Here is a 19,422-nt window from a genome sequence, read left to right on the forward strand (position 1 = left end):
CACCCGCCGTTGCCTAGATTCCGTTTCTGTCGCCAAAATGGCGGCGATTCGACAGGTTCCAGAGGAAGGAATTCCCATGTCCGAAAACATGACGGACCTCTTCGATATCGACCTCACCGAGACCGCCATCCAGGACGTCGAGTCGGAGGGTGCCGCAGGCGCAATCTCCGGCGAGGGCAGCTGTTTCCGCACGTGCACGACCTGCGCCGTCTGCTGACGCAGGCCGCCTGAGGCCGGTTCCGGCGCGACGCGCAGCCGGAACCGGCCTTGCCGGGGTGGCGAGTTTTCGAGGTACCGCCGAGCTTGGCGCCCGCACCGACGCCCTGGGCGCCGGGGCGGTGACGTCGGGGCGAGGGCAACGGAAATTGCCCTTCCGTGCACGGAGTGATTGCGCGGCCGGGCACAACCGTCCAGGCTTGCATCTCGCCGTTGACGCGGGGGAATTCATCGGTGATGCTTTTTGGTGCTGCGGTGCAAAGTGGTGTGCAGGCGCGGATTAATTGAGGGCATCGCGTATCGCGCACCGTACTTATGCAATTCTGCCTGCATTGCGACAGCCCCATGGAGTCCTGTGTTCCCAGTGCCCTGGGACCGCTGCGGCCCGGGCCCCGCGCTGCCGCAGGGACCCGGCATCGCTACAGCCTCCGACCGGTCGGCAGAGGACAGACGGTCGGGACAAGGGCAGGGGAGTGCGGGCGTCAGGATGGATCCCGGCGGGATGACCGCTGCGGGACGTCACTGCTCTTGACGGTCCCTCCGTCCACGTCGCACAGGTCGCGCTGCGTCGGCTCCCTCAGCGCCCTCAGCGCGATGCCGGTCGCCATGCCCACGGCGGTGCGCGCCGAGCGCATGGCGGGAACCTCGATGTCTCGACCTCCCGCTGGCCGACGAACAGGCGGCCCGCAACGCCGAGTCGGGTGCTGGACGGTCAACGGTTCCTCGACCATCGCGACCCGAGAGCGCGGCCAGGTCGGGCGGACACCGCCTCGGCTCCTGACCCGTGGCGGTACCCGTGACACGATGCCCAGTCGCCGACGCTCTCGTCCGGCGGTGTGGCGGGCTGTCCCTGCAAGGAGTGGACGAGTGCGCCGACGGTGACGCGCAGGACGCCGTCGACATGGTCGACGAGCGTGCTCAGGAGCCTGACGTCGCCGCTGCGGGCGATCAGGCTGGTCTCCTCGCCAAATTCGTGAACCAGCGTCACGCGGACGCCGACCGGCTACGGGCAAGGGCCGAGGTCAACTCTCACAAGTCCCGCATGCGGACGCGTGGACGAGCCGGCGGCCCGGAGCAACCGGCCACCCCATGAACGTTTGACTCGGCCGTGGGCCGACGGCTGACGAGAGGAAAGGCAGGTCAGCCGATGCGCACACCGAACTGAAACGGCATGTTGTCCATCGACTCGTAGCGCACGACCGTGCCGGTCCTCGGGGCGTGCAGCACCATGTTGTTGCCGGCGTACAGGCCGATGTGGTGCAGGTCGCCGAAGAAGAGCACCAGGTCGCCGGGCTTGAGCTCGCCGCGCCCGACCCGGGTGCCCGCGTTGGCCTGCTCCTGCGAGGTACGCGGCAGGTTGACGCCGGCCTGGCGGTAGGCGTAGCCCGTCAGACCCGAGCAGTCGAAGGCCGCCATACCGGTCTTGGACCAGCCGTACGGCTTGCCGAGCTGGGTCTGGGCGGCGGAGAGGGCCGCGGCGCCGACCTGCGAGGCGGGCAGGTCCTTGCCGAGGTTGGGGCGCTCGGTGGAGCGGTTGGCGCGCGACTCGTCCGAGGCGAGGGCCGCCTTCTCCTGCGCGGTCAGGGAGTTGAGCAGCCGCTGCGCGTCGCCGAGCTTGCCCTGGACTTCCTTCTTCTTGTCGTCGAGCACCTTGCTGGTGTCGGCGAGGTCCTTCAGCTTGTCCTGGGCTTCCTTGCGCTGCTGCGCGAGGGTGCGCTGCTTGCCCTGGATCTTCGTCAGGGCCTCGGCCTGAGTGGCGCTCAACTGGTCGAGCGAGGAGGCCTTGTCGAGGAAGTCGTCCGGGTTGGAGGAGAGGAACAGCGCGAGGGAGGGGTCGATGCCGCCGGAGCGGTACTGGGCCGAGGCCAGCGAACCGAGTCCCTGGCGCAGGGTGTTGAGCTCCTGCTGGCCACGGGCGACCCGGTCCTGGATCTGGCCGATCTGCTTCTCGAGCCGGCCCTGCTTCTCCTTGGCGCCGTTGGCCGCCTCGGTCGCCTGCTCGGCCTCGTCGTAGAGCTTGTCGACCTTGCTCTTGACCTCGTCCTTGGTGGGCTTCGGGTCCGCCTGGGCGGCCTGCGAGGTAAGGGCGACGACCGCGGCGGCGGTCGCGCTGAGCACGGTCACACGAGTGCGGCTCGCGGGCTTGGGACGACGGTGAGACCCCACGGAATGAGCTCCTTCTTCCTTCCTCGACCGCCGATCACTGCACGCTCGACGGGACCTTCACGGACACCCCGAACGAGTGATCAATCGGCGGTGCTCGTGTTCGCACGTGAACTTCCCACCCCGCGCTAATGATTCGCTAGCGATCGGCAAACATGCCTGAGCCTCAGGTGGCTGATGCATGAGCGCGGACTCGAAGGGGGCAGTGTGCCCTTGGCAGGCGGCTGGCGCGGTTGTGGCGGGAGCAGGTCCAACTCGCCCGGTGACCTCGGGCCTCGACGTCCGCGCAGAGCGCGACGACGCAGCTGAGCGCGAGCTGTTCGCGTCGGTGGTCGGGGGCCGTGATGAGGGCGAGGTCCTCGTAGCGGCTGCCGAGGAAGTACGTGCAGGCGACGGCGAGCAGCCGGTCCTTGCGGGAGGCGCCCCAGGCGTGCCCCGACTCCGCCAGACCGACCGTGCCTCCCCAACTGGCTTGGATCCAGGCGCTGTCGATGCCCAGCGAGGCCACCGCGTGGGAGTCCGTGGCGACGAGGCGGCGTACCGTCACTCCTCGTGACATACGCGGCAGTGTCGGCTGCTCGTGGCGTACGTAGACCATTCGCTCCCAGGGTGTGACCCGGTCAAGACCCGAGGAGAGCGCCGTCAGGAACCGGGGCAGCGCCAGCACGTACTGACGAGCCAGGGGCGCCATCGCGGACGGGCCGAGGCCTCGGGGGAGCCGCTGAGGAGCAGGTAGCCACCGCAGCTGACGGCGATGGCGCGCGGCAGGTCCGCGCGGTCCGCCCACAGGCGGCCGTGGTGGGTGGTCATCACGTGCTCGACGCCGGCACCGACCCCACCGAGCCCTGCCCGCCCCTGACCTACACCCTGCGCGTGCCAAGCTCATCGACCACGCGGTGGACTGGATGTACCACACCGACATCCAGCAGGGCGAAGGCAGCGGGTACCTGTCCCGGGCCACGGTCTCCGGGCGCTGTGTGCCGAAATCAATCGTCTAGGCCGGGAGGAAGAAGCCGGTGATGTCGGCGAGGCTCCCGTCCTCGTGGTGGCGGGCGGTGCTGATGCCGGTCGATGCGGTCTCGCCCTGCCCGCCGAGCTGGGTCCAGCGGGCGAGGGAGCGGTCGTGGTGCTCCAGCACCTCGTCAATGCGGAACCGGTGGCCGGGGAAGGCTTCGGCGAAACCGGCCATGTAGGCGGCGAGTTCGGTCAGGCTGGCGACCTCGGTCCCGGGGTCGCGGTAGGTGACCTCGTCCACCGCGACCGCGCCGAGGGCGGCGAGCCGGTCGGCGGGGTCGGCCGACCAGCAGGCGGCGTAGTCGTTCCAAAGCCGCTGGGTGTCACTCATGGTCGTCCTGCTTTCGTGGAGTCCTCAGGGAGCCGATCGACGCCATCGCGCCGTCGGTGACGCTGTGCAGTGTGGTGCGGGGCAGGCCGGCCCGGACGAGCACCAGCAGGCCCTGGTAGAGCGCGAGCAGGTGGGCGGCCGTGGCCCCGACATCGAGGTCCGGCGGCGTGTCGCCGCGGTGCCGGGCGCGGGTCAGCGCGTCGGCGAAGCCGCCTTCGATCACCGCCAGGCCGTGGTGCACGCCGGCGGCGGCCTGGGGGACGGTGAAGGACTCGACGGCGGTGTTGGTGAGCAGGCAGCCCGGGTCGGGCTCCGCGCCGGTCTCGATTGTGGAGGTGAAGAACGAGCGAATGCCGGCCAGGGGGTCCGCCAGCTCCATCAGGTGGACCCGGACCCGGCCCTGCACCACCCGCTCGTTGTAGGCATCCAGGGCGGCGCGGAACAGGCCGTCCTTGCTCTGGAAGGTCCGGTACAGGCTCCCCGGGTGCAGTCCGGTGGCCTCCTCGATGTCCCGCAGCGAGGCGCCGGCGTACCCCCTGTGGCGGAAGAGCCGCATGGCCGAGGCCACCACCTCGTCCTGGTCCCAGAGTTGCCTGCGTCCCATCCCGACCTCCATAGTTGAACGCTTGCTCACAAAAATAGCACGGCCTGGTGATCGTTCCCAAGGGATCAGTGGTCATAGGCGGTCAGTTAGCGCAGGACGGCCTGTCCGGTCGGGTCGTTGTGCCAGATCGCGGCGGTCGGCGCGAGGATGCGCATGCATGACACGGGCGACGACACCGTCTGGTGTGCGTCCTCGATGTCGTTCGGAATCGAGTTGGCTTTTGAAGGTCTCGTTCCCGACTCGATGGATCTGCCGTAACGGCTTGAACAGTGGCGCGCCGGGTCGTTCCGGCTCGCCCTTGCGGGCCGGCCGCAGGAGCCGGATGTGCTGCTCGGCCAGCTTGTGTTCGAAGTCCCGGCCGAAGTAGCTCTTGTCGCCGATCGGTGTCCGGGCAGGACGTGAGGCGACGAAATCGGGTTCGGCGGCGAGGACGTCCAGCAGGGTCTCGCGCTTGTCGGCCTTCCCCGTGCCGCAGTTGACCCGTGCCGCGGTTGAGATGACCGACCGTGGCCTTCGCCCTGACCGAGGCCACGGTCGCGCCATCGTCGGCAGCTGGTAAGTCTCCGCAGGCCGGCGTCATGGGGCACGTCGTCGTCCAGGACGTCGTCCTGCTAAGCGGCTATATCAATAGCCGTGCAGTTCCGTCAGGCCAAAAGGTGTACGCGCCGCTCGGGGACTGCCAGCGTGTGCATCAGGGGATTCAATGCTGAGGTGCTGTGGTTTCACGGCTGCAGTTCGAGGGGCTGTCAGGGGCCGCCTCTTGGACGTGAGGACCTCGGAGAAGCACAGCGTGTTCCCCCGTCGCGCAGTGTGCGACGCTGACTCAGGCATGAAGGGTCGCTCCGCACGTGCCGGCCGCCGGTGCGTCCCGGTGATTCGTGCCGGGGTTCCGTGAGCGCCGGCCCCGCACTCGGTCAGTGGCGGCTGCATTCGAGGAGGAGTTCGCTCAGCTCCTCAGGCATCGTGATCATGCAGTCATGTCCGGTGACCAGCTCCCTGGTGTATGCGGGAGCATCGCCTGGCTGGGGCACTGGTACGGGACGGCGCACGATGCCGGCGGGTTGGTTGCCGACGCAGCGGATGTGCGTACGCGGGATGGCTTTCACCGCCGGGTTGTCCAGCTGGGCCGGTTGCGTCAGGCAGCGCACGGGATGGTCGGAGAGCAAAGAGGTCAGCCATTCGATGTCGTCGGGATCGGTGACACCGAACAGGCCGTTGGGGGTCTGCTGCATCGGCGGGATCCGCCATCCGTGGCCGTCTCGTGCGGCTTGGTCGATCAGCTGCTGTGTCACAGGCTGGACGTCGACGGCGCTTTCACCGTGCTCGGGCACCATCGCATCGAGGTAGACGAGGTGCCCAATATCCGCTCTGGCATCTGGTTGGCCACAGTGGAGATGACCATTCCGGCGTAACTGTGGCCCACCAGCACCAGATCACGGAGGTCCTCGCTCCGCAGCAGGGTCGTAATGTCCTCAACGTGGGTGTCGAGGCCGACGTCCGGTGCGAGGAGGGATGCCTTGTCGCCGTATCCGGTCAGCGAGGGCGCGAGGACCTGGTGGCCGGCGGCTTCGAGGTGTGGGGTCACCCGCTGCCAGCACTGTGGATTGTGCCAGGCGCCGTGAACCAGAATGTATGTCGTCATGTGCAGACCTTGTTTGGTGGGAGGGCATGGAGGGGCCGGTTCCTGTCTGTGCCTCGGTAGCGTTCAGGAACCGTTCCTCCACTGTGCGCCGACCTGTGCTGGTCGATCAATCAGGCACATTCAGGTGCCTTGGTTCCCCGGAGGTAACCCGTGAGTTCTCGCATCGACGGCCAGGAGCACGGCGACGACCCGTGCCGGGCCCGCAGCGTGCTGGCCATCGTCGGCGACAAATGGGCGCTGCTGATCGTGCGTCACCTCAGCGGCGGCCCACGGCGCTTCAGCGCTCTCAAACGCGACGTCGACGGCATCAGTCAGCGGATGCTCACGGCCACACTCCGCGACCTCGAACGTGACGGCATCCTCACCCGCACGGTCCGCAACGCCATGCCGCCCCATGTGGAGTACGAGCTGACCTCCATGGGCGTCACTCTGCGCCAGGCCACCGCGCCGCTGCTCCAGTGGAGCATCGAGCATCTGGAACGCATAGACGGCGCCCGCGCCGCCTACGACGCCCACGAACACCGTTCATCCACGTGAGCGGACACCGGCATAACCCGTGCGCAGACGGCACTCCCTCTGGCCGCCTCTGCGCCAAAGACACTCATCCCCCTCCCGCACCTGTATCGAAGGATGGTCCATCCCCACGCCCGCGTTCGCCACGGCAAGGACCAGGTCTGCTCAAGGGGCCACATCGACCAACACCCGTACCGTCGCTACATTTCGTTGTGGCAAGGACCGGGGCCGAGTCCGCACCTGCTGGACGACTCATTCCGCTGATCGGGAACGCGACCGGGACGGGTCGAGGGCTCCAATCCTTTGACATATGCAGTGCCGTGCCGAGGCGGTGCAGAGAGCGCTCAGTGGCCTGCGGGGTGGCGCCTTCGATCGAGTTCGACACCCGCGTCTCCCACGGAGTCGCGAACGCCGGATCCGTCGGGCCGGTCGAATATCTGATCATGTTCGGCCCTACGGGAGAACGTCCACGGCTACGCACCCCACCAGCCACCAGCCACCAGCCACCCGCTACGGGGCCGGTGGCAGAGGGGCTGCGGAATGAACACGTGTAGCGAGCGGCGTCTTACCTCGCTGCGGCGCATGCCTGCGCCTCTGCCAGGTATCGCGCCACGGGACCCAGGGTCAGCATTCCACTGGCCGCACCGGCGTGTTCTGTATCTGCTTCCCGCAGGGCAGCCGCAGCGTGCGCGGCGATTCCGCGTTCGCCGAGGAGTACGGCGGAACGGGCGGTCAGGCACCACATGGCTTCCTGCATGTGGTCATGCGGTGGTTCGGGTACCTCGGCGAGGGCCGCGCGGGCCTGCTCGTCCCGGTCCTGGGCGAGCAGCACGAGGGGACGTGTCCAGGATCTGTAGGGGCCCCAGTCGAGGTGCGGGTCGGTGGGCGCGGGCCGGTCGTGCAGCAGGCGCAGTCCCAGGAGGGCGAGTGGGAACAGGCCGCGGTGCAGCCCTGGCATACCGGCTGTCCGCAGGGTGTCCTCGGCTGTGCGGTAGTGGGCTGCCGCTGTGGCCGCGCTCGGTCCGCCCGGTTCGGTGCTGCGGGCGGCTGCGGCGCGGGCCCTGAACCACGCGGTGAGGACGGGGACGAGGGGCGCCTCGTTGGTGGCGGCGAGCTGGTCGGCCGCATGGGCGTGCGCGGTCGCGGCGTCGAGGTCTCCGAGCGCCGAGGCGGATTGCAGGCGGATCAGTCGGCCGAGTACGGCGAAGTTCGGCAGGTCGTGCCGAGTGGCCAGGTCGAGGGTCTCGGCGCCGGTCCTGTCCCGTGCCGCAGCGAGTCCGGGGCTGCCGAAGGACTGCAGGAACACCCCGTTGAGGGCGTAGGCGAGCAGGGCGGGATCGGGGAGGTTCCTCGCCAGCTCTTCGGCCTGACGCGCGGCCTGCTGCGCGTGCTTCAGCTCGGTTGCGGAGAGATCGGCGCTTCGGCTTTCGATGGCGACCGTGGCCAGGAGGCGGGCGCGCAGGTCGGCGGGACCGTCCGGGCCGAGTCCGGCGAGCGTGCGCTCAGCGGCAGCCACGACCGCGCGGGACTGCTCGGGGTCGTCGGCCCGGCTCCAGATGGCCGGCACGTCATAGGCTCCGATGACGCGGGCGGTCAGGAAGAGGTCTCCTGTGCGCTGCGCCGCCTGGATGGCGGCGAGGCGGTCGCGCCGTGAGCGCAGGAGGGCATCACCGCCCGCCAGTGCGAGGGTGCGGGCCAGATCGACGGTAGTGCGCGGGCCGAGCCGGACACCAGGGCGGGTCCATGCGGTATGCGCTCCTTCGAGGGGCACCGACCCGGTGAGGATTTCCGTTTCCAGGGACTGGAGGCTGGGACTGGGGTCGAGCCCGAGCTGATCGACGAGCTGGGCGCGGGCGCGGCGGAGGCTGGCAAGCGCGTCGGCCTGGCGGCCTGTGCGAAACAGCGCGCGGGCGAGCAGTTCCCAGGCCGGCTCGCGCCATGGGTGCTCGGCGACATGGGCACCCAGTTCGGCGACGAGATCCGTCCCTTGCCCGGAGTCGAGGAGGACGCGGGCGCGCAGTTCCACCCCCTCCAATCTCAATTCCTCCAGCCGGGTCCGCTCGCGCTGCGCCCAGGTGGAGCCCGGCACATCGGCGTAGGCCGGTCCGCGCCACGCCGTGAGTGCGGCGCCGAGGTCGGTCACAGCCGCGGGGTCGAGGCGGGCTCGGGCCAGCGTGTCCTGGAAGTGATGGACATCCACGTCCTCGCGCTGAAGGCGCAGCGCGTAGCCGGGGCCTTCGGTGACGATGAGGGTCGGCGGAGTGCGGGGCGGCCGGTCGGGTTCGAGGGCGCGGCGCAGCGCGGCGACGAAGGTACGGAGAGCGCCGACGGCGCGGGCCGGCGGGTCGGCCCACAGGTCGTCGACGAGGGTGTCGGTGGTGATCAGCTGTCCCTCGGCGGCGACGAGCCGGGCAAGTACCTCACGATGGCGAGGTCCGCCCAGGTCAACCGGGCTGCCATCGTCATGGAGCGCCCGAACCGCACCGAGCACGTCGATTCGCATGCCCCCATCCTCCGCGCCATGGGCACCCGCGCCCAACCGCACTGATCGGTTGCTGATCGCTCTCGCCCACGCTGATCCGGTCAAGTTCCCGACCAGAAGAGGTGGTCCCGTATGACGTTCACGATTCCTGGCTTCGAGCAGGTTCGGCTGCCCGGTGCGGACGGTCTGGAGCTGGTCGCAGCTGTCGGCGGCAGCGGCAGTCCGGTCGTGCTGCTGCACGGTTTTCCCCAGACCCACCTGATGTGGCGACACGTCGCCGAGCGGCTCGCCGCCGGGCACAGGGTGATCTGTCCCGACCTTCGGGGCTACGGCGCCAGCGACAAGCCGGCGGCAACCAACCCCGACGTGTACGCCAAGCGGACCATGGCCACCGACATCGTCACGCTGGCAGCGTCGCTCGGCCACGAGCGCTTTGCCCTCGTCGGCCACGATCGCGGGGCCCTGGTCGCCTTCCGCGCCGGGCTGGACCACCCGGAGACCGTCACGCACCTGGGCATCCTCGACATCGTGCCGACGCTCGACATGTGGAAGGTCCTGCACGGCACCTCGGCGGCGATCGGCTACCACCTCTACCTGATGGCGCAGCCGCCGGGCCTGCCGGAGGCGATGATCGCCGCCAGCGCGGACGCGTTCTTCGGCTCCTTCCTCGACGCCTGGGCCAACGACCCGACCACCATGCCCGCCGATGTGCGTGCCGAATACCTGCGTGCGAGCGCCGCGGCGGTGACGTCGATCGTCGCGGACTACCGGGCCTCGGCGGACATCGACGTCAAGCACGACCAGGCGGACGTGGACGCCGGATCGCAGCTGGCCATGCCCGTCACCGTCATCCAGCAGGACTGGGGAGCGCAACTCGGCTTCGACGCTGCCGGAGTGTGGAAGGCATGGGCGCCGGATCTGGACCACCGGCCGACCCGCGCCGGGCACTTCATGGCCGAAGAGGCACCCGACGAGATCGCTGCCGCGATCCGTGACCTGCTGGCCCGCTGAGTCTCCCGCTCCCGCCTCGTCGGCTGGTCCACGGTCGGTCGGCGAAGGCCAGGTTTTGGGGACGAGCGGCATTCTCGTCTTGCGCTCCGTACCCAGGCTGTGGCGCTCGACCTGCACGGGGCGCAACGAGCGCCTGGCTAATCCTGGCTAATTGGGTCCCGTACGTATCACACGCACCTGACCTCGTCGCGCCGCAGCACGAGCCGAGCCACGCCCGCGAAGATGGCCAGTTCGTCATGACGAAATAGGTTCTTGTCCACGAAATTGGTTCGTGCTGAACTTCGGCAGTCGACATACCGGCTGATGACCGACAACGCCGAGCAGAACTTCATGCCCAGCCCGCCGGGGTGATGCGATGTCATGACCGCATGACGGTCGCCCGGTCACCGACGTCATTCCGCCGCGACGAGGTTTGAAGTTTTCGCTCCACAATTCGGGAGTAATTTTGAGATCGATGGCTCACACCTTCGGGGTCTTATTCACCAGCGCGTTGATGCTCGGCGGTGTGCTGGCTGGATTCCCTACAGCAACCGCATCAGCCGCGCCGGCCACGACGGTCCAGTGGTCGGCCTGCCCCGAGGACGCGACCGTGGAATGCGGAAGCCTGCGTCTGCCGGTCGACTACGGGAACCCGGCAGAGGGCACGTTCGATCTCGCGGTGGCTCGCCGCAAGGCGACGGATCCGGTCAAGCGGATCGGGGTCCTGCTGATCAACCCCGGTGGACCGGGCGGTTCCGGGGTGGACTACGCACTGCGCACGAACCTGTTCAGCCCTGACATCTATGCCCGCTTCGATGTTGTCGGCTGGGATCCCCGCGGTGTGTCCCGCAGCCGGCCGGTGATGTGCTCCACCGAACTGCTGGACCACCCGGCGTCGATCTTTCCGGTCAATCAGGCCGAGTTCGACGCTCTGGGAGCGTACAACCGCACACTGCTCGACGACTGCCGCCGGCGCACCGGACCACTCGCCGAGCACGTCGACACCGCTTCGACGGCCCAGGACATGGACCGGATCCGGCGCGCGCTCGGCGAACAGCAGATCAACTACTTCGCCGCTTCCTACGGCACCTTGATGGGACAGCAGTACGCGGAACGATACGGCGACAGGATCCGCACGATGGTGCTGGACAGCAACATGGACCACAGCCTGGGCATCTGGGACTACGCCGGCACCGAGTCTGCCGCCGTGGAGGCCACCTTCACCGAATGGGTGCGCTGGTGCGGCAGAACCCCTTCTTGTGCTTTGCACGGAAGGGACGTCATCCAGCTGTGGCACGACGTGCTGGCCAAGGCTGACCGCGGCGAAGTCACTGATCCTGACCACCCCGGTGTGCGCCTGCGAGCGCAGGACATGATCAACACCGTGTCGTACTCCCTGTACCGGCCGGTCGAGTACGCATCGCTGGCCACTTACGTGCGTCGACTGGAGGAGCAGCCCAAGAGCGATTCCCTCCGGCCGGGGACTTCGGCCGGACCGGAGGAGAACAGCGTCTACCAGGCGGCGGTCTGTTCGGACTGGAACTTCCCGATCCGCACCTTCGCCGAGTATCAAGCGCTGGAGGCCCGGGAGCGTGCGCTGGCTCCCCTCATGCGCGGCGGAACAGTCGGCCACACCGACATCACGGCGTGCGTTGGCGTGCACGATCCGGTCAACAACCCTCAGCACCCGCTGAAAATCCGCAAGGCTCCGCAGATTCTGATGCTCGACGCGCTCTATGACCCGTCAACGCCGTACGCCTGGACGGTCAACGCCCATCAGCAGTCGAAGGACACCACCACGCTGCTGACCTACGACGGCTGGGGCCACTCCTCCTACGACCGCAGCGGCAGCCCGTGCGTCCGTGCCGCGGTCGACAACTACCTGACGACGGGTAAAGCCCCAGCACCGGACAGTCATTGCGCGGCCGTCGACCCGCCGGGGGCAGCAGCGGTCCAGCCCAAGAGAGGCGCCGCGCCGCTCCACGCCCGGTGAGCCAAGGCGATCCGCATCCGGATGTGCGCAGTGCCGGGCCTGTGATTGCCTGGCGTTCGAAGCTCTTTACGGTACGGCTCAGCAGGTCGGCGGGCGCGCGGGGTCCGGCCACGGATCCCGCCGAAGACCGAGCCCAGCATCACTGGTGGCAGGTCGCTACGCTGCCGGCGCCGAACCCACCTGACAGCCGGTCGCGCGAAGGTACGGGCATCAGGAACCACCTGCCGGACCGGCACGGGGTGATACCCGGCGGTGCCTCCCGCCACGGTGGCGTTGGGGGCGCCGTCTGGCTCGCTCCGTCGAGCTCCGGGCCGCGCGTGTGACAACCCGGAATTGTCGCCCAACACCCCAGATTCGGAAGTGAAGTTGACGCATATGCCGATCGGCGAACGAGATCGCGCGCAAGGTGATGGGGGAGGGCCGGCCGTCGCGCAGGCTGGTGCTCCAGCGGCATCGGTTGCCGCCGAACTGCTTCGGGCCGGCCCACCGGGGAGTCCAGCGAAACGGGGTTGCTATGTCGTGGGGGGACTGTCTGACAGATAGTCATAGACGGGGTGTAAGCACCCCGCGAATTGGGCAGTCCGGCAATCCTGAAGGCGTCCTCCCGGGGCTGGCTTTACATGACGCCCATCCCACGCTTGGCCAGGAGCCGAAACTCTCGCGTGTAGGTATCGATCAGCACCCGGGTCTCCTGGTACAGCTCCCTGACGGCCATGTGCACGAGAGGCACGAGTTGCAAGGCGCCTCGTGACTGATGCGACCGCATTTCGTCATCAACGTAGTCGGCCTTTCGCCGAACGTTGCCCGGCATTTCCCACAACCGGAGCGGCTCCTCCACCATCGAGGTCCAGCGTGGTGCTCCCCGCGACATCGGCGGTGCCAGATCTCTCCAAGGATCTGCGGGGACCTGTCCACTGAGAACTGGGGAGAGATGGATCCTGGCTTCGACGAACGGAGAGCAAAACTTGGTCAACTCGTCTTGCAGCCCGTCCAGCTTCGCAATCACAGCAGCGTTCACGGTGTGCCGGCCCGAGATCCGACCCACGGCCAAGGTGGCTGCCGCGCCGGCCAGCGCGCCACCAAGTCCGATGAACGCCACCGGGATTTCCGACTGCGCCACCGCCACCCCCCATGTTGCTTGACAGTACGATTGTCGCTGTCATAGGGCCTGGACTGAAGGTCTGATGCAAGCCCCACGCCTGCCGTTCTGTTCCAGCGAGCGCTGGGCGGGGCATCCGGGCGCGGCGACAACGTCCGGCGTGGCTGGCCACGCTCGTCTGCCGGGCACCATCGCGACCGGTGACGGGCGCTCCCAGCGCGTCGATGGGCCCTGCAGATCATCGGCGACCGGCTGGCCCCGCTCCGAACCGGCCCGACCCCATCGCCCCGTAGCCGCACCTGCGGGACCTGGCCGGCTCCGCCCAGAGCGCCAGCCCTTGATACACGACTCCGCGCCGAGAATGAGCGAGCGGCGCAGGAGATGGACGGTTCTGCATAGGGCCGAGGGCCCGCCCCGGCGAGAGGCGGACTTGAGGATTAGGCGTCCTTGGCGGGTTTTGGGAGCGTGAACATGAGTGCCCACATCAGGGCCAGGGCTGCGATGAGGTACCAGATGGTTCCGGCGAAGGCGGTGGTCACGGCCACGCCGTGGCTGCCTGCGGGCGCTTGGTTGAAGAATATGACCGACGCCGTGGCCAATCCGAGGGCGGTGCCCAGTTGTATGGCGGTGTTGAACAGGCCGGCGGCGGAACCGGCGTTGTCGACGCCGACCTGGCTGAGCGTGAGCCCGGACAGTCCGGCGCCGAGGGCGCCCAGACCGGTCCCGATCAGAAGCATCGGGGCGGCCGCGGCTGCGAACGGCAGGTGGGTGCCGTGGCTGCAGATCAGCAACTGGTATCCGACCAGAGTGAGCGCGATCAGCAGCGTTCCCGCTTGCGGGACCCGGCGCAGGTGTCGGCCCGCAAACTTGGAGGCGAGCATCGCGCCGGCCATGCCGCCGACGGAGATGGCGATGTTGGCCGGGGCGAACTGCCACGGTGTCAGGCCGAGGCCGTCCTGCATGAACAGGACCCAGGTCAGCAGGAATACGCCGAGCATCAGGCCGAAGACCAGCTGGGCGGCGAGTCCGCCGGTGAAGACTCGGCTCTTGAAGAGGGGCAGGGCCACGAGCGCCGATTCGTCCCGGGCGGTCTTGGCCCGCTGCTGAAGGGCGAACGCGGCCAGAGCGACGGCCCCGGCGGCGAGCATGGCCAGGCTCCAGGCAGGCCAGTGCTGCTCGCCGCCCACAGTGAGGGGGTAGGCGATCAGAAGCATCGAGGCGGCGGAGAGCACGACGCCTACCAGGTCCAGGCGTTGGGCCCGCGGTGCGCGGGACTCCGGAAGGAACCGGCTTCCGAACACGAGCGTGGCCAGTCCGATGGGCAGGTTGATCAGGAAGATCATCTGCCAGCCCAGGCCGGCGATGTCGGCAGCGGTCAGGACGGCGCCCAGGGCCGGCCCGAGGATGCCGCCGAGCGACATGACCACGCCATACAGGCCGAACGCCCTGGCGCGGGCGGGCCCTTGGAAGGTGACCGCGATGGTGGCCAGGACCTGCGGCACCATCACCGCCGCGCCGACGCCCTGGAGGGCGCGTGCGGCCACCAGAAGTCGCGGACCGGTCGCGATCCCACACAGGAGCGAGGCCAAGGTGAAGGCTGCTGTTCCGGCGAGGAAGACGCGCTTGCGTCCGTAGAGGTCGCCGAGGCGGCCCCCGGTGATCAGGCCGAGGGCGAAGGTGAGTGCGTAGGCGGCGGGGATCCACTGCATCGCGGCGCTGGAGGCGCCGGTGTCAGCCTGGATGAGGGGCAGGGCGGTGTAGACGATGGAGGCATCGAGCGCGTTCATCAGCTCGGCGATCAGCACCACGGCCAAGATGACTGTGGTGCTGTGGCCGGACTCTGCGGGACGCGGGCGGGTGTCGGTGAACACGAGTTTCCTGTTCGCGTGCGGTGGGAAGCGGGGCAGGGGCGTGCCTGGGCAGGCCCCTGTACGCCGGCAGCGCGACAGGGTGAAGCAAGAGAGGGTGTTACGGAGCCCAGGCCATCGGAGGGCGCCGTCGTCGAGGCATACGTCAGTCGTCCGGCGTGGCGGACGACTGGGAAGAGCCTCAAGACGAGCGGCTACAGGGCCTGGCGGATCGGATTCTCCTCGGAGCGTGCAAGGCCGGATCCGATAGAGGCGGAGCCGACGGGATCCGAAAAGCGTACGGGACGATTCGCCGGCCTCGCAAAGCGGGCAGGGGGCTGGAGGAGAGAGCCGGGACTTGCCTCGTAGGGCCTCAGCCGAAAGATGGATGGCCTGTTGATGCGGTCGGTGTGTACCGTGGTTGGCGGTTCTGTTGTCGCCGATTGAGGTGGACTTTGCGCATCTGAGGTTCGTGCCCCTGCTGTCAGCACGGCGTTCTCCCGTGCTGCCCTGCCGCGGTCGGCCATGCCGGCGGTGGTGGTGTGCGTGCGACCTCTGCGCCCTCCCCGACCCTTCTGGATGCCGGGTGAGGAACCCTGTGTCCCCTGTGTCCCGGCCCCGCGTCCGCTGTCGGACGTGCCGCACCCCGCCTGCCCGTCGCCATACCGAGCGCGTGCCGATCCTCATGCACCCGTTCCCCGTCACCTCAGGTGACGGACCCTTTTCCGGTAGGTGACCTCATGACCGCAACCCTTACAGCCAAGAATCTCGCCGCAGGCCGCGGCGGCGTCTCCCTGTTCTCAGGCCTCGACCTGACCGTCACAGCCGGTGAGGTGGTCGGCCTGGTCGGGGCCAACGGGGCGGGCAAGTCCACCCTGCTCCGGATGCTTGCCGGGCTCGCCCAGCCGGAGGAAGGACAAGTACGCGCGGCCCCGGCCGGGGCGACCATCGGCTATCTGCCCCAGGAGCCGGACCGGCGCCCGGGCGAGAGCGTGCACGCCTTCCTGTCCCGTCGCACTGGTGTCGCCGCGGCCCAGCACGCCCTGGACAGCGCAGCACAGGCGTTGGCCAATGGCCTCGCCGGCGCGGACGACGCATACGCCACCGGCCTGGAGCGCTGGCTGGCCCTGGGCGGCGCCGACCTTGAGGAGCGCGCCGAGCACATCGCCGCCACGCTCGGCCTCGGCGTCCGGCTGGAGCAGCCCATGGTCTCGCTCTCCGGCGGACAGGCCGCACGCGCTCAGTTGGCCTCGCTCCTCCTGTCGCGCTACGACGTGTTCCTGCTGGACGAGCCCACCAACGACCTCGACCTGGTCGGCCTGGAACAGCTGGAGCAGTTCGTACGCGGCCTGCGTGCGGGTGCGGTCGTGGTCAGCCACGACCGCGAGTTCCTCACCCGCACCGTCACGCAGGTCCTCGAACTCGACCGCGCCCAGCAGCAGGTGCGCCTGTTCGGCGGCGGCTACGACGCCTACCTCCAGGAGCGCGAACGTGCCCGGCTGCGCGCGCGGGAAGAGTACGAGGAGTACGCCGACCGCAAGGCAGCCCTCCAAGACCGTGCGAGTGTGCACCGGTCCTGGGCGGACAAGGGCGTGCGCACCGCCTCGCGCCGCAGCCGTGACAACGACAAGTTCGGCCGTCGCGCGCGCATGGAGAACAGCGAGAACCTCGCCGCCAAGGCCAAGCAGGCCGAACGGCTCATCGAACGCCTCGAAGAGGTCGAAGAGCCGCGCAAGGAATGGCAGCTGCGCATGCGGATCGCCGACGCCCCCCGGTCCGGCGCGGTCGTTGCGACCTTGCGCGAAGCACGCGTGCACCGCGGTGACTTCGAGCTCGGGCCCGTGTCGCTACAGCTCGACCGGGCCGACCGCGTCGCGATTACCGGCGCCAACGGCTCCGGCAAGTCGACGCTGCTGGCCGCGTTGCTCGGCCGTATCCCGCTGGACACCGGCCACCAGGCGCTGGGCTCCGGCGTGGTGACCGGCGAGATCGACCAGGCCCGTGAACTGTTCCACGGCTCCGAAACTCTGCTGGACGCCTTCTGCGCCGCCACGCCCGGGACGGAACCCGCCGAGGTGCGCACCCTTCTGGCCAAGTTCGGTCTGGGCGCCCCACACGTGTTGCGCGAGGCGACCACCCTCTCGCCCGGCGAACGCACCCGCGCCGCACTCGCCCTCCTGCAAGGCCGAGGGGTGAACCTGCTGGTTTTGGACGAGCCCACCAACCACCTCGACCTGCAAGCCATCGAGCAGCTGGAATCCGCCCTGGGCTTCTACACCGGCACCCTGTTGCTGGTCTCCCACGACCGCCGGCTCCTGGAAGCTGTACAAATCACTCGGCGGCTGCATCTCGAAGACGGCCAGATCACCGGCGACCCCGCGTGACGGCCCAGTCGCGCCGGCCACGAGCCCGATCGAGGTGAACGGGCAAATGTGAGCGCTGGTGGTGGTGTCGGACTTTCCACCACCAGGCGATGGAGGGATGGGGCGGCCGGGTCGTGCAGTCGTGGTCAGGATGGGTGTCGGTGAGGGTGAAAGTGACCAGTGGCAGTGCCGAGGAAGCGCCGGGGATGCGCTGGCGGTAGCGGGCCGTGGTGGCGTACCAGTCGAGGTTGGCCCGCACGATCTGAAGGTTGGCTCGGGCCGAATGGGCCGTGGCAGGACTGTCCTCGTTGGCCAAGTCGTCTGCGAGGCGGGCCCATGTTGTGAACCCTGTGCCGAAGCTTGAAGGTTTCCGGGTCGTCGGCCACGTCGGCGTTGTGCTGGACGTAGCGGTCTCCGAAGTGTTCGGCGACCGCCTTCTGGAGATTTCCACCGAAGGCCGTCCGATAGTGGTCAACGACGACCTGCTTGTTGCGCTCAAGCTGAGGCATGTGTGGTTACGTTCCGGAAGAGGTCCTCGGATACACACCGAATCACCCCGGCCGAGGCCGGCCGGGTCTATCCGCCTGCGGTGGGCTGGAGGGCCGACGCCTTCCCGCAGGAGGTCGTTCCGGCGCAGTGCTGCATGGCGGCCAGGGTCGCGTGCAATGAGTCGCGCCGGGCAGCGGAGAGCGACGCTGCCTTGTTCTGGAGTTCGTTCGGGTCTGCGGTGGTGTCGTAGTACTCGCGCTCGCCGTCGGCGTACTCCACCCACAGCGCGCTGGCCGTGCGGATCGCTTCGTACGTGGGCGGGTTGCCGCTGTTGTCGGGGGCCGCGTCCGGGTCGTCCGTCTTCGAGACCGGGTGATGGTGCTCGATCAGGACTGCCTGCCGCCAGTCGGTCGGGTTCTGCCCGTGCAGGAGTGGCGCGAGGCTGCGCCCGTCTGCCGTTGTGGGGGTGCCCGCGCCCGCGAGGTCCTGGAAGGTGGGGCTCAGGTCGATGTTCTCGGCGAGCTGGGAGACGGTGTGTCCGGCCGGGACACCCGGTCCTGCCACCACCAGCGGCACCTTGATATCGGTGTCGTACGCCGTCTGCTTGCCCGGGCGCAGCCGGTGCTCGCCCATGTGGAAGCCGTTGTCGGAGCTGAAGACGATGTATGTGTTGCGCGCAAGGCCCTTGGATCCGAGCTCTGAGCGCACGCCCGCGATCATGTCGTCGACGGCCTGGACCGACCGGACGCGCTTGGCGAACTTCTGGTCGATGGAGGTCTGTTCTTGGGAGGACAGGGGCGTCAGGCCGCTCTGCCATTTCGGTGTCGGAGTGGACGGGGTGTTGTATGCGGGGGTACGCGGAGCCTTCAGGCCGGGAAAGGCGTGTGCGTCACGTGGGGCGGGCGTGGAAGGGGCGTGCGGGGCGAAGGTCGCCAGCTCAAGCATGAAGGGCTTCTCGTCGGTGGCCGCCGCGTCGATGAACGAGCGGGCTTTGCCGGCCACCACGTCGGTGAGGTAGTCCTTGGGGTCATGCCCGTAGTGGACGACCTTGCCGTTTTCGTTCAGGGAATAGTTGAACTCCGGGTAACCGTTGCCCGCCGCGTCCCAGGTGTCCCAGCCCGGCGGCACGTACGGTGCGGAGGTGCCGTTCTTGTCGGCGGGAAGGTAGCCATTGAGGTACTTGCCCATGAAGCCGGTTCGGTATCCCGCCTTCTGCATCGCTGGCGCGTAGCACTTCTTCTCGTCACCGTTGCGGTTGAACGACGCGTACCCGCCGTCATCGCCGTTGTTCGTGAACACCCCGGTGTTGTGCGGGAATTCACCAGTCAGGATCGACGACCGGGACGGGCAGCACAGCGAGTCCGTTACGTAGTAGTTCGAGAAGGACGTCCCGTCCTTCTGCAACTCCTTGACGTGCGGCATGTACTGCACCAGATTCCACGACAGGTCGTCCGTGAGGACGAACACGATGTTCGGACGCGTGCTGGAGCCACCCGAAGCCGTTGATGTCGTCCCGGCCGACGCGTTGCTGTGCCCGGAGCCGCCGCCCGAACAGGCGGCCAGGAGCGCCACCGCGAGTCCTACGCCCAGCACCGAGGCCGGGCGGCACTGCCGAATGCCGAACATGGCAACCGATCCCTCTCATCCGCCGATCATCGTGTTCCGCGGCCGCCGGG

The 19,422-nt window shown here is 68.5% G+C and carries 16 protein-coding genes and 2 pseudogenes; 6 read left to right on the plus strand and 12 right to left on the minus strand.

Annotation, left to right across the window (positions count from 1 at the left end):
* Nucleotides 1-76: 76 nt before the first annotated feature.
* Nucleotides 77-217, plus strand: a complete 141-nt coding sequence (locus tag ACFYZA_RS06565; RefSeq protein ID WP_382594038.1) for a hypothetical protein — start codon at nucleotides 77-79, stop codon at nucleotides 215-217.
* A 481-nt stretch (nucleotides 218-698) separates the two neighbouring features.
* On the opposite strand, the gene ACFYZA_RS06570 is transcribed toward ACFYZA_RS06565, so the two are convergent.
* The 7 genes and pseudogenes from ACFYZA_RS06570 to ACFYZA_RS06600 form a co-directional block, all read right to left on the minus strand.
* Complete coding sequence (locus tag ACFYZA_RS06570) at nucleotides 699-851, minus strand: hypothetical protein (RefSeq protein ID WP_388487832.1); 153 nt, start codon at nucleotides 849-851, stop codon at nucleotides 699-701.
* Nucleotides 852-1,356: 505 nt separating this feature from the next.
* Nucleotides 1,357-2,382 (minus strand): NlpC/P60 family protein, encoded by a 1,026-nt coding sequence (locus ACFYZA_RS06575; protein ID WP_388487835.1) that lies wholly within the window; start codon nucleotides 2,380-2,382, stop codon nucleotides 1,357-1,359.
* A 163-nt stretch (nucleotides 2,383-2,545) separates the two neighbouring features.
* Nucleotides 2,546-2,938 (minus strand): hypothetical protein, encoded by a 393-nt coding sequence (locus ACFYZA_RS06580; RefSeq protein ID WP_388487836.1) that lies wholly within the window; start codon nucleotides 2,936-2,938, stop codon nucleotides 2,546-2,548.
* 83 nt (nucleotides 2,939-3,021) lie between these two features.
* Nucleotides 3,022-3,189 carry a hypothetical protein gene (locus ACFYZA_RS06585; protein ID WP_388487838.1) on the minus strand — a complete coding sequence of 56 codons (168 nt, stop codon included), beginning with the start codon at nucleotides 3,187-3,189 and terminating at the stop codon, nucleotides 3,022-3,024.
* 184 nt (nucleotides 3,190-3,373) lie between these two features.
* Complete coding sequence (locus ACFYZA_RS06590) at nucleotides 3,374-3,724, minus strand: nuclear transport factor 2 family protein (protein WP_100576454.1); 351 nt, start codon at nucleotides 3,722-3,724, stop codon at nucleotides 3,374-3,376.
* Entirely contained in the window at nucleotides 3,717-4,328 is a 612-nt protein-coding gene (locus ACFYZA_RS06595) for a TetR/AcrR family transcriptional regulator (protein WP_388487841.1), read from the minus strand. The genes ACFYZA_RS06590 and ACFYZA_RS06595 overlap by 8 nt, the downstream gene beginning before the upstream one ends.
* Nucleotides 4,329-5,242: 914 nt before the next feature.
* A pseudogene (locus tag ACFYZA_RS06600) lies at nucleotides 5,243-5,970 on the minus strand (alpha/beta fold hydrolase).
* A gap of 150 nt (nucleotides 5,971-6,120) precedes the next feature.
* Between ACFYZA_RS06600 and ACFYZA_RS06605 the strand changes: the two are divergent.
* A complete protein-coding gene (locus tag ACFYZA_RS06605) occupies nucleotides 6,121-6,507 on the plus strand; it encodes a winged helix-turn-helix transcriptional regulator (protein WP_388487842.1) in 387 nt (128 codons plus the stop codon).
* A gap of 350 nt (nucleotides 6,508-6,857) precedes the next feature.
* Nucleotides 6,858-7,037: pseudogene (locus tag ACFYZA_RS06610) on the plus strand (hypothetical protein); the annotation flags it as partial.
* 11 nt (nucleotides 7,038-7,048) lie between these two features.
* Here ACFYZA_RS06610 and ACFYZA_RS06615 read toward each other — a convergent pair.
* Nucleotides 7,049-8,986, minus strand: a complete 1,938-nt coding sequence (locus ACFYZA_RS06615; RefSeq protein WP_388487845.1) for a BTAD domain-containing putative transcriptional regulator — start codon at nucleotides 8,984-8,986, stop codon at nucleotides 7,049-7,051.
* 111 nt (nucleotides 8,987-9,097) lie between these two features.
* Between ACFYZA_RS06615 and ACFYZA_RS06620 the strand changes: the two genes are divergently transcribed.
* A complete protein-coding gene (locus tag ACFYZA_RS06620; protein ID WP_388487847.1) occupies nucleotides 9,098-9,976 on the plus strand; it encodes an alpha/beta fold hydrolase in 879 nt (292 codons plus the stop codon).
* 167 nt (nucleotides 9,977-10,143) lie between these two features.
* Here the strand turns inward: ACFYZA_RS06620 and ACFYZA_RS06625 are convergent, their stop codons facing one another.
* The gene (locus ACFYZA_RS06625; protein WP_388487849.1) at nucleotides 10,144-10,338 is read right to left on the minus strand and encodes a hypothetical protein; all 195 of its coding nucleotides are present in this window, start codon (nucleotides 10,336-10,338) and stop codon (nucleotides 10,144-10,146) included.
* A gap of 92 nt (nucleotides 10,339-10,430) precedes the next feature.
* Here ACFYZA_RS06625 and ACFYZA_RS06630 point away from each other — a divergent pair, with 92 nt between their 5' ends.
* The gene (locus ACFYZA_RS06630; RefSeq protein ID WP_388487852.1) at nucleotides 10,431-11,948 is read left to right on the plus strand and encodes an alpha/beta hydrolase; all 1,518 of its coding nucleotides are present in this window, start codon (nucleotides 10,431-10,433) and stop codon (nucleotides 11,946-11,948) included.
* A 616-nt stretch (nucleotides 11,949-12,564) separates the two neighbouring features.
* Here ACFYZA_RS06630 and ACFYZA_RS06635 read toward each other — a convergent pair.
* Complete coding sequence (locus ACFYZA_RS06635; protein ID WP_388487855.1) at nucleotides 12,565-13,068, minus strand: hypothetical protein; 504 nt, start codon at nucleotides 13,066-13,068, stop codon at nucleotides 12,565-12,567.
* A 416-nt stretch (nucleotides 13,069-13,484) separates the two neighbouring features.
* On the minus strand, nucleotides 13,485-14,918 hold the full coding sequence (locus tag ACFYZA_RS06640) for an MFS transporter (protein WP_388487857.1): 1,434 nt from the start codon (nucleotides 14,916-14,918) through the stop codon (nucleotides 13,485-13,487).
* 716 nt (nucleotides 14,919-15,634) lie between these two features.
* Between ACFYZA_RS06640 and ACFYZA_RS06645 the strand changes: the two genes are divergently transcribed.
* Entirely contained in the window at nucleotides 15,635-17,278 is a 1,644-nt protein-coding gene (locus ACFYZA_RS06645; RefSeq protein ID WP_388487859.1) for an ABC-F family ATP-binding cassette domain-containing protein, read from the plus strand.
* Between the two features lie 555 nt (nucleotides 17,279-17,833).
* Here the strand turns inward: ACFYZA_RS06645 and ACFYZA_RS06650 are convergent.
* Nucleotides 17,834-19,372, minus strand: coding sequence for a sulfatase (locus tag ACFYZA_RS06650; protein WP_388487862.1), 1,539 nt, complete (start codon nucleotides 19,370-19,372; stop codon nucleotides 17,834-17,836).
* Nucleotides 19,373-19,422 lie beyond the last annotated feature (50 nt).

Origin of the sequence: Streptomyces sp. NPDC001828 (assembly GCF_042892175.1) — a bacterium.
Lineage (GTDB): Bacteria > Actinomycetota > Actinomycetes > Streptomycetales > Streptomycetaceae > Streptomyces.

What these genes read in the sequence shown, in the direction of transcription:
- ACFYZA_RS06570 (WP_388487832.1), bottom strand. Translation starts at nt 851, where the DNA reads ATGCGCTCGGCGCGCACCGCCGTGGGCATGGCGACCGGCATCGCGCTG.
- ACFYZA_RS06645 (WP_388487859.1), top strand. Translation starts at nt 15,635, where the DNA reads ATGACCGCAACCCTTACAGCCAAGAATCTCGCCGCAGGCCGCGGCGGC.
- ACFYZA_RS06615 (WP_388487845.1), bottom strand. Translation starts at nt 8,986, where the DNA reads ATGCGAATCGACGTGCTCGGTGCGGTTCGGGCGCTCCATGACGATGGC.
- ACFYZA_RS06565 (WP_382594038.1), top strand. Translation starts at nt 77, where the DNA reads ATGTCCGAAAACATGACGGACCTCTTCGATATCGACCTCACCGAGACC.
- ACFYZA_RS06650 (WP_388487862.1), bottom strand. Translation starts at nt 19,372, where the DNA reads ATGTTCGGCATTCGGCAGTGCCGCCCGGCCTCGGTGCTGGGCGTAGGA.
- ACFYZA_RS06580 (WP_388487836.1), bottom strand. Translation starts at nt 2,938, where the DNA reads ATGTCACGAGGAGTGACGGTACGCCGCCTCGTCGCCACGGACTCCCAC.
- ACFYZA_RS06625 (WP_388487849.1), bottom strand. Translation starts at nt 10,338, where the DNA reads ATGACATCGCATCACCCCGGCGGGCTGGGCATGAAGTTCTGCTCGGCG.
- ACFYZA_RS06590 (WP_100576454.1), bottom strand. Translation starts at nt 3,724, where the DNA reads ATGAGTGACACCCAGCGGCTTTGGAACGACTACGCCGCCTGCTGGTCG.
- ACFYZA_RS06620 (WP_388487847.1), top strand. Translation starts at nt 9,098, where the DNA reads ATGACGTTCACGATTCCTGGCTTCGAGCAGGTTCGGCTGCCCGGTGCG.
- ACFYZA_RS06630 (WP_388487852.1), top strand. Translation starts at nt 10,431, where the DNA reads ATGGCTCACACCTTCGGGGTCTTATTCACCAGCGCGTTGATGCTCGGC.
- ACFYZA_RS06595 (WP_388487841.1), bottom strand. Translation starts at nt 4,328, where the DNA reads ATGGGACGCAGGCAACTCTGGGACCAGGACGAGGTGGTGGCCTCGGCC.
- ACFYZA_RS06585 (WP_388487838.1), bottom strand. Translation starts at nt 3,189, where the DNA reads ATGACCACCCACCACGGCCGCCTGTGGGCGGACCGCGCGGACCTGCCG.